Source organism: Sporomusa rhizae (assembly GCF_041428845.1).
GTDB lineage: Bacteria > Bacillota > Negativicutes > Sporomusales > Sporomusaceae > Sporomusa > Sporomusa rhizae.
The window spans coordinates 3,830,613-3,840,000 of record NZ_CP156925.1 but is presented as its reverse complement, the minus strand read 5'-3'; the positions used below and the strand labels follow the sequence as shown (position 1 = coordinate 3,840,000).

The window sequence follows — 9,388 nt, the reverse complement described above, 5'->3', positions numbered from 1 at the left end:
ACGTGACCGTAGTCGTACTGGGAAGTACGTCGAAGGGAACGCCCGGAGCGACAACGACGCAGATGGCATGTTATCAACGGTCGTAACTCGGCTGTTAACCGATTGGTCGCAGTTCGAGTCCTACTCGAGGAGCCATACGGAGTGGTACTCAAGTGGCTGAAGAGGACGGTTTGCTAAATCGTTAGAGGTCGTGAGGCCTGCGTGGGTTCAAATCCCACCCACTCCGCCATCAAAAATTTGTGGCCCGTTGGTCAAGCGGTTAAGACACCGCCCTTTCACGGCGGTATCAAGGGTTCGATTCCCTTACGGGTCACCATGGGCGATTAGCTCAGCTGGGAGAGCGCCTGCCTTACAAGCAGGATGTCGGCAGTTCGATCCTGTCATCGCCCACCATCTTCATATTGCGGCCCTGTGGTGTAGCGGTCTAACATGCCGCCCTGTCACGGCGGAGATCGACGGTTCAAATCCGTTCAGGGTCGCCATTTACTATGACTCCGTAGCTCAGCTGGATAGAGCGTTTGACTACGAATCAAAAGGTCGCAGGTTCGAATCCTGCCGGGGTCGCCATACGCTGGCGTAGCTCAATAGGTAGAGCAGCTGACTTGTAATCAGCAGGTTGTGGGTTCAATTCCTATCGCCAGCTCCATCTCTATATCTATCTGGAGGGATTCCCGAGTGGCTAAAGGGAGCAGACTGTAAATCTGCCGCGTTTCGCTTCGGTGGTTCGAATCCACCTCCCTCCACCAATTATGGATCTATAGCTCAGTTTGGTAGAGCATCCGGCTCATAACCGGCGGGTCCTAGGTTCAAATCCTAGTAGATCCACCAATATCATGCGGTCGTGGCGGAACGGCAGACGCGCTAGCCTCAGGAGCTAGTGGGGGCAACCTCGTGGTGGTTCAAATCCACTCGACCGCACCATATAAGCAGCGAACCAAGTTATTAGGAGCGTCAGCGACGCTAGAACTTGTGTAAGTCGCTTAGTTCTGAGCGATAGCGAAGAACATCCTATAATTTTTTACATGCGGTAGTGGCGGAACGGCAGACGCACCAGCTTGAGGGGCTGGCGGGGGCAACCTCGTGGTGGTTCAAATCCACTCTACCGCACCATTTAAGCAGAGAACCACGTTGTTGCGAGCCGATAGGCGAAGTAAGAACGTGTGTGAATCGCTTAGTTCCAAGCGGAGCGCGGAACTTCCTTTGAAAAACTTATTATTTAGTACATAGTAGTGTTGACATAAACAAATGAAAATGCTATTATAGTATTCCGTCGCTAAACAAACGGCGAAAAAAACAACGTTCCCTGAAAACTGAACAATGTAAGTAATGCATCATAAAAAGCCAGATGTGCGGTGCTCATTGAGCACACAAAAACAATTTCTTTTTTTGAATTTTATGAGCCATCAAGGCTCCATAAATATATTTTTTATGGAGAGTTTGATCCTGGCTCAGGACGAACGCTGGCGGCGTGCCTAACACATGCAAGTCGAACGGAGTTGTTAGCAATAACAACTTAGTGGCGAACGGGTGAGTAACGCGTAGATAACCTGCCTCTAAGATGGGGACAACACCGCGAAAGTGGTGCTAATACCGAATGTGGTATCTTTATCGCATGATAAAGATAAGAAAGATGGCCTCTACATGTAAGCTATCGTTTAGAGATGGGTCTGCGTCTGATTAGCTAGTTGGTGAGGTAACGGCTCACCAAGGCGACGATCAGTAGCCGGTCTGAGAGGATGAACGGCCACACTGGGACTGAGACACGGCCCAGACTCCTACGGGAGGCAGCAGTGGGGAATCTTCCGCAATGGACGAAAGTCTGACGGAGCAACGCCGCGTGAGTGAAGAAGGTTTTCGGATCGTAAAACTCTGTCGTTTGGGACGAACGTGCTTTGGGTAAATAATCTAAAGTAATGACGGTACCAAAGGAGGAAGCCACGGCTAACTACGTGCCAGCAGCCGCGGTAATACGTAGGTGGCAAGCGTTGTCCGGAATTATTGGGCGTAAAGGGCGTGTAGGTGGATTCTTAAGTCGTGTGTCTAAGTGCGGGGCTCAACCCCGTATGGGCGCAGGAAACTGGGGATCTTGAGTGCAGGAGAGGAAAGTGGAATTCCCAGTGTAGCGGTGAAATGCGTAGATATTGGGAGGAACACCAGTGGCGAAGGCGACTTTCTGGACTGTGTCTGACACTGAGGCGCGAAAGCTAGGGGAGCGAACGGGATTAGATACCCCGGTAGTCCTAGCCGTAAACGATGGGTACTAGGTGTAGGAGGTATCGACCCCTCCTGTGCCGGAGTTAACGCAATAAGTACCCCGCCTGGGGAGTACGGCCGCAAGGTTGAAACTCAAAGGAATTGACGGGGGCCCGCACAAGCGGTGGAGTATGTGGTTTAATTCGACGCAACGCGAAGAACCTTACCAGGGCTTGACATTGAGTGAAAAACTTAGAGATAAGTTCCTCCCTTCGGGGACACGAAAACAGGTGGTGCATGGCTGTCGTCAGCTCGTGTCGTGAGATGTTGGGTTAAGTCCCGCAACGAGCGCAACCCTTATCCTTTGTTGCCAGCACGTAATGGTGGGAACTCAAAGGAGACTGCCGCAGACAATGCGGAGGAAGGCGGGGATGACGTCAAGTCATCATGCCCCTTATGTCCTGGGCTACACACGTACTACAATGGGCTTAAACAAAGCGAAGCAAGCCTGCGAAGGTAAGCCAAACGCATAAACAAGCTCTCAGTTCGGATCGGAGGCTGCAACTCGCCTCCGTGAAGTCGGAATCGCTAGTAATCGCAGGTCAGCATACTGCGGTGAATACGTTCCCGGGCCTTGTACACACCGCCCGTCACACCACGAAAGTTGGAAACACCCGAAGCCGGTGGGGTAACCGTAAGGAGCCAGCCGTCTAAGGTGGGGCCGATGATTGGGGTGAAGTCGTAACAAGGTAGCCGTATCGGAAGGTGCGGCTGGATCACCTCCTTTCTAGGGAGAACCGTTCGGTGTAACAACTGAACTACTTCCAGGTCGGTACATTTGGCAAGCATTACGATACTAGACGCACCATCCGCATATTGAATCGAGAATAATACTGCGACGGTATGTAAGTACTGAATTAGTATAAATTGATTCGATAGAACGGCGGTGGCTGTAGTATCTCTTACATTGTTTGGTTTTGAGGGAATGCAAATTTCTTCAAACAAAAATCTAGTGACGATAGCTGTGGGGCTCCACCTGTTCCCATACCGAACACAGTAGTTAAGCCCATAAACGCCGAAGGTACTTGGCTGGAAACGGCCTGGGAGATTAGGAAGTTGCTGGTTTAGGAACGAAAATTACCAGAAGATACTTGTTGAAACATACAAGTAAATCTGATAACATAGATGTTCCGATGTTCCTTGAAAACTGCACAGAAGAAAGCAAAAGTAAAGTAATTCCTCATATATAATATGAGAAGTTCTTTACGCGCAATTAGGATATACTGAAGGCAAAACGTAAGCTATGTAACGGCTTAGGCTGTTTAGTGTGCGTTAGCTGCTAGGCGGACCGGAGAAGTGAGCCGCGCGCGTACTGGTAAGTACGTAAGCAAACACTTCGAGGACCAACGACGCAGATGACGTGCACTAAACTGCCGTAACTAAGTCAAGTTAGTAAGGGCATACGGTGGATGCCTAGGCGCCAAGAGCCGAAGAAGGACGCGGTAAGCTGCGAAAAGTCATGGGGAGTCGCAAGCAGACATTGATCCATGAATTTCCGAATGGGGGAACCCGGCGGTGGTAATGCACCGTCACCTAACGTAAGTTAGGAGGGCACCCGGGGAACTGAAACATCTAAGTACCCGGAGGAAAAGTAATCAAACGAGATTCCCTAAGTAGCGGCGAGCGAACGGGGAAGAGCCCAAACCAAAGAGCTTTGCTCTTTGGGGTTGAGGACTGACAGAAGTTAGGTCAGGTCTAGTCGAACTACCTGGAAAGGTAGGCCACAGAAGGTAAAAGCCCTGTAAGCGAAAGACAGAGCCTAATGGTCAGAATCCAGAGTACCACGGGACACGAGGAACCCTGTGGGAAGCAGGGGGGACCACCCTCCAAGGCAAAATACTCCTTGGCGACCGATAGCGCATAGTACCGTGAGGGAAAGGTGAAAAGCACCCCGGGAGGGGAGTGAAAGAGAACCTGAAACCGTATGTCTACAAGCAGTCGAAGACCTTTATATGGTCGACGGCGTGCCTATTGAAGAATGAACCGGCGAGTTACAGTAACTAGCGAGGTTAAGTGGAAAACACGGAGCCGAAGCGAAAGCGAGTCTAAAAAGGGCGAGAGTTAGTTATTGTAGACCCGAAACCGCAGTGATCTATCCATGTCCAGGTTGAAGCGCAGGTAAAAATGCGTGGAGGACCGAACCCGTGAGCGTTGAAAAGCTTTGGGATGAGATGTGGATAGGGGTGAAATGCCAATCGAACGCGGAGATAGCTGGTTCTCCCCGAAATAGCTTTAGGGCTAGCCTCAGGTAATGAGTATAGACGGTAGAGCTCTGATAGGGCTAGGGGCCATATTGGTTACTGAACCTTGTCAAACTGCGAATGGCTATACTTTAGCCTGGGAGTCAGACTGCGAGTGATAAGATCCGTAGTCAAGAGGGAAACAGCCCAGACCATCAGCTAAGGTCCCAAATGCCGTGCTAAGTGGCAAAGGATGTGGAATTTCCGAAACAACCAGGATGTTGGCTTAGAAGCAGCCACCATTTAAAGAGTGCGTAATAGCTCACTGGTCGAGAGATTGTGCGCCGAAGATGTCCGGGGCTAAAGCACGGAACCGAAGCTATGGCATGTCTTATGACATGGGTAGGGGAGCGTTCTTATTGGGTAGAAGCATGACCGTAAGGACATGTGGACTGATAAGAAGTGAGAATGCCGGTATGAGTAGCGAAAAGACAAGTGAGAATCTTGTCCACCGAAAGCCTAAGGATTTCTGAGGAAGGATCGTCCGCTCAGAGTAAGTCGGGACCTAAGCCGAGGCGTAAATGCGTAGGCGATGGACAACTGGTTAAAAATCCAGTACCACCTAAAATCGTTTGAGCAATGGAGTGACACAGCAGGGTAGATGAGCGCGAGGATGGAAATTCGCGTCGAAGCTTGTAGGGTGCAGAGTAGGCAAATCCGCTCTGTGAAAAGCCTGAGGAGTGACAGATAGCTGTTAGAGATAACGGCGAATTCATTGATCCCACACTGTCGAGAAAAGCTTCTAGTGAGAAATTAGGTGCCCGTACCGTAAACCGACACAGGTAGGCGGGGAGAGAATCCTAAGGTGCGCGGGAGAACCCTCGTTAAGGAACTCGGCAAAATGTCCCCGTAACTTCGGGAAAAGGGGAGCTTTTACACCGTGTAGATTAGAAACGATCGAAGCGGAAAAGAGTTGCAAAAAAGAGGCCCAAGCGACTGTTTACCACAAACACAGGTGCCTGCTAAAGCGAAAGCTGACGTATAGGTGCTGACACCTGCCCGGTGCCGGAAGGTTAAGAGGAGCGGTTAGAGCAATCGAAGCTGTGAATTGAAGCCCCGGTAAACGGCGGCCGTAACTATAACGGTCCTAAGGTAGCGAAATTCCTTGTCGGGTAAGTTCCGACCCGCACGAAAGGTGTAACGACTTGGGCACTGTCTCAACGAGGGACCCGGTGAAATTGAAATACCTGTGAAGATGCAGGTTACCCGCGACTGGACAGAAAGACCCCATGGAGCTTTACTGCAACCTGACATTGAGTTTTGGTAAATGATGTACAGGATAGGTGGGAGACTTAGAAGATAGGACGCAAGTCTTGTTGGAGTCGATGTTGGGATACCACCCTTTATTTACTGGAGTTCTAACCGAAAGAGTAACGACCTTCGGGACAGTATCAGGCGGGCAGTTTGACTGGGGCGGTCGCCTCCGAAAGAGTAACGGAGGCGCCCAAAGGTTCCCTCAGCGCGGATGGAAATCGCGCGAAGAGTGTAAAGGCAGAAGGGAGCTTGACTGCGAGTCAGACAAGACGAGCAGGGACGAAAGTCGGGCTTAGTGATCCGGTGGTACCGAGTGGAAGGGCCATCGCTCAACGGATAAAAGCTACCCTGGGGATAACAGGCTAATCTCTCCCAAGAGTCCATATCGACGGGGAGGTTTGGCACCTCGATGTCGGCTCATCACATCCTGGGGCTGAAGTAGGTCCCAAGGGTTGGGCTGTTCGCCCATTAAAGTGGTACGTGAGCTGGGTTCAGAACGTCGTGAGACAGTTCGGTCCCTATCCATCGCGGGCGTAAGAGACTTGAAGGGAACTGCTCCTAGTACGAGAGGACCGGAGTGGACGGACCAATGGTGTACCAGTTATTCCGCCAGGAGTACAGCTGGGTAGCTACGTCCGGAAAGGATAAACGCTGAAAGCATCTAAGCGTGAAACCAGCCTTAAGATGAGGTCTGTCATTCGAAAGAAGTAAGGCCCCTTGTAGATCACAAGGTTGATAGGCCAGATGTGTAAGTGGCGCAATCCACTCAGCTGACTGGTACTAATAGGCCGAGGACTTGACTTAAATACCTCGTTTGCACATGTGCAAACATTGTAACCAAATTGCGTAGTCTTTCTTCTGTGAAGTTTTTAGGGAATATATATATTGCCAAAAAGTACAAGTTGCAAACAACTGATAACTGTGGTAAAATATAATTCCTTGAGTGATAAAACATTCCTCGATAGCTCAGTTGGTAGAGCAATCGGCTGTTAACCGATCGGTCGTAGGTTCGAGTCCTACTCGAGGAGCCACTTTTCTAATATTACGGCTTAGACCGTTTAGAACATGTCAGATGCTAGGCGGAGCGAGGACGTCGCCGTAGTCGTACTGGTAAGTACGTCGGAGGGGACGCCCGCAGTGACAACGACGCAGATGACGTGTTATCAACAGTCGTATTTCGAGTCCTGCTCGAGAAGCCTCACATCGCGGGATGGAGCAGTTGGTAGCTCGTCGGGCTCATAACCCGAAGGTCGCAGGTTCAAGTCCTGCTCCCGCAACCATATTATGGTGGCTGTGGTGAAGCGGTTAACACGCCGGATTGTGGCTCCGGTACTCGAGGGTTCGAGACCCTCCAGTCACCCCATTATTTCTAAATTAGAACGGAGATCTATGAAAATAGATTTCCGTTTTGTGTTTTATCCTGATAAAAAGTATAACTTTCGCTGGATAAGAGCAACATCGGCTTCCGCAGTCGCCAAAGGCTCGGCGCAAGCCGTGTTTTTTTTATCCTGTGATACCTATCACTGCATTTTGTTAATTACTCTTTTATACTAATACTAGTAAGTATAAAGGAGTGGACAGTATGAGACTCTGGAAATGGTTTTGCCGTTTGGGAGTAAAGGTTTCAGCGCCAGAAACTTCTTTTTGGCGGAATAGGCAGCGCGAGGTTAAACCGGCTATATCTGGCGTGGAGGTTTGTACTCGTTTATGCGGGCAAGCAGGTTGTCGTTGCGGTGGTACTATACGTGGATTGCATTGTATATGGTCTTATTATCGAGACAAGTAATCGATTCCCTATTTTTGGCAGTGAGAGTGAGAGCGAAATATTTCACTTACGGCATATTGACATTGAAAGAATGTACTGCTATTATATAAACAATTGAATATTGTATATTTGATAGAGGCGCGGTAGACCAAGAGTAAGTATGTAGAGCCGGCAGCGATGAAGATGCTGAAAGGGGCTGACCGCCGAAGTGAGAGTTTTGGCCGAAGACTTTTGCTGGTTTTGTATTTAAGAGATGCAAAACTGTCATCTGAAGGGTTTCAGATGGAGCGCTATCTTGCACAGCGAGTACACTTTTTGTGTCTATAAGCAGTTTGCGGGATTGAGCGCAGACTGTTTTTTATATTATTGGAAAGTATAATCTATTTCTTTCTGATAATGAATTGGTGAGATCAAATCTTTGTATATTAAATTTATTGAAGGGTAGGCGAAAACAATGGCTGAAAAAAAATTGCCGTTTACAAAAGAACAAATAACTGAAGTGATTAAGAAGTACCCAACGCCATTTCATATTTATGATGAGCAAGCAATTAGACAAAATGTTCGTAAGCTTATTAATGCTTTTTCATGGGCTCCAGAATTTAAGGAATATTTTGCTGTAAAAGCTACTCCTAATCCGCATTTATTGAAAATTTTGCGAGAAGAGGGACTGGGAGCTGATTGCAGCTCGTTACCTGAACTTATTTTGGCTGAAAAAGCAGGCATGAAGGGCGAAGAGATAATTTTGACTTCGAATGATACTCCGGCCATTGAATTTGAGAAGGCTCGCGAGTTAGGTGCTATTATTAATTTGGATGATATTAGTCATATTGATTATTTAGATAAACACGCTGGTATTCCGGAGATGATTTCATTCCGTTACAATCCTGGCCCACTACGTGAAGGTGGCAACTCGATTATTGGTAATCCGGAAGAATCTAAATATGGCTTAACTCGCAAGCAATTAATTGATGCTTACCGGATTATGAAAGCTCGCGGCGTAAAGCGTTTTGGTATTCACACCATGGTAATATCTAACGAGCTGGACCCCAATTATTTTATTGAAACTGCCAATATGATGTTCGATCTCATTATAGAGATTTATCGTACTTTGGATATCAAGATTGAGTTTGTAAATTTCGGCGGCGGTATTGGTATCCCCTATCGTCCTGAACAGGAGCCGGTGGATCTTTCTATTATCAGCAAAGGGATTAAGAAAGCCTACGAGACTAAGATTGCAGCAAACGGTCTTGCACCACTTAAAATCGCGATGGAATGCGGCCGTATGATTACCGGCCCATATGGATATTTAATATCGACTGTACTTCATAAAAAAGAAATCTACAAAAATTACGTTGGCTTAGATGCTTGTATGGCTAACTTAATGCGTCCGGCTTTATATGGTGCTTATCATCATATTACGGTGTTGGGTAAAGAAGAATGGCCACTTGGCTATATTTATGATGTTACTGGTTCTCTCTGCGAGAACAACGATAAGTTTGCTGTTAACCGCAAAATGCCAATGATTGACGTCGGTGATGTTCTTGTTATTCATGATGCAGGAGCACATGGTCATGCTATGGGCTTTAATTATAACGGTAAGCTGCGCTCTGCAGAACTTCTGTTGAAAGCAGACGGACAGGTAGAACTTATCCGGCGTGCGGAGACTATGGAAGATTATTTTGCAACACTTGATTTTTCCAGTATTGAAAAGTAATTTAAATAAAAAATTCACTCGGATATTATACCGGGTGATTTTTTTATTTTACAGAATTTGTCAAAAACTAAGTAAAAAATTAGATTTTTTATTTAAATGAATTAAAATATTTACATTTATTTACCATTGGGTGTAAATTTTTGTTACAATTGAAATAACAAA

The 9,388-nt window shown here is 47.6% G+C and carries 1 protein-coding gene, 13 tRNA genes, 3 rRNA genes and 1 riboswitch; all 17 genes read left to right on the top strand.

Annotation, left to right across the window (positions count from 1 at the left end):
• The first annotated feature begins 138 nt into the window (after positions 1 to 138).
• Positions 139 to 229 (top strand) — tRNA-Ser (locus SRRS_RS18205).
• A gap of 12 nt (positions 230 to 241) precedes the next feature.
• Positions 242 to 316 (top strand) — tRNA-Glu (locus SRRS_RS18200).
• Between the two features lies 1 nt (position 317).
• Positions 318 to 393 (top strand) — tRNA-Val (locus SRRS_RS18195).
• Positions 394 to 405: 12 nt separating this feature from the next.
• Positions 406 to 482, top strand: a tRNA-Asp gene (locus tag SRRS_RS18190).
• Positions 483 to 490: 8 nt separating this feature from the next.
• Positions 491 to 567: transfer RNA gene (locus tag SRRS_RS18185), tRNA-Arg, on the top strand.
• Between the two features lie 3 nt (positions 568 to 570).
• Positions 571 to 646: transfer RNA gene (locus SRRS_RS18180), tRNA-Thr, on the top strand.
• Between the two features lie 15 nt (positions 647 to 661).
• A tRNA-Tyr gene (locus SRRS_RS18175) sits at positions 662 to 746 on the top strand.
• A 5-nt stretch (positions 747 to 751) separates the two neighbouring features.
• Positions 752 to 828: transfer RNA gene (locus SRRS_RS18170), tRNA-Ile, on the top strand.
• Between the two features lie 7 nt (positions 829 to 835).
• Positions 836 to 921: transfer RNA gene (locus SRRS_RS18165), tRNA-Leu, on the top strand.
• 103 nt (positions 922 to 1,024) lie between these two features.
• Positions 1,025 to 1,110 (top strand) — tRNA-Leu (locus tag SRRS_RS18160).
• A 315-nt stretch (positions 1,111 to 1,425) separates the two neighbouring features.
• Positions 1,426 to 2,980, top strand: a 16S ribosomal RNA gene (locus SRRS_RS18155).
• Positions 2,981 to 3,201: 221 nt separating this feature from the next.
• A 5S ribosomal RNA gene (gene rrf / locus SRRS_RS18150) occupies positions 3,202 to 3,318 on the top strand.
• Positions 3,319 to 3,635: 317 nt separating this feature from the next.
• Positions 3,636 to 6,551, top strand: a 23S ribosomal RNA gene (locus SRRS_RS18145).
• The 16S, 23S and 5S rRNA genes sit together here with 13 tRNA genes alongside, the layout of an rRNA operon.
• Positions 6,552 to 6,702: 151 nt before the next feature.
• Positions 6,703 to 6,778 (top strand) — tRNA-Asn (locus tag SRRS_RS18140).
• Positions 6,779 to 6,951: 173 nt separating this feature from the next.
• Positions 6,952 to 7,027: transfer RNA gene (locus SRRS_RS18135), tRNA-Met, on the top strand.
• Between the two features lie 7 nt (positions 7,028 to 7,034).
• Positions 7,035 to 7,110, top strand: a tRNA-His gene (locus SRRS_RS18130).
• Positions 7,111 to 7,637: 527 nt separating this feature from the next.
• A riboswitch (Lysine riboswitch) is annotated at positions 7,638 to 7,813 on the top strand.
• A gap of 153 nt (positions 7,814 to 7,966) precedes the next feature.
• A complete protein-coding gene (gene lysA / locus SRRS_RS18125) occupies positions 7,967 to 9,226 on the top strand; it encodes a diaminopimelate decarboxylase (RefSeq protein ID WP_371362503.1) in 1,260 nt (419 codons plus the stop codon).
• Positions 9,227 to 9,388 lie beyond the last annotated feature (162 nt).

Bases quoted from the DNA above. Each gene is read 5' to 3' on its own strand.
- lysA (WP_371362503.1), top strand. From the start codon at position 7,967: ATGGCTGAAAAAAAATTGCCGTTTACAAAAGAACAAATAACTGAAGTG.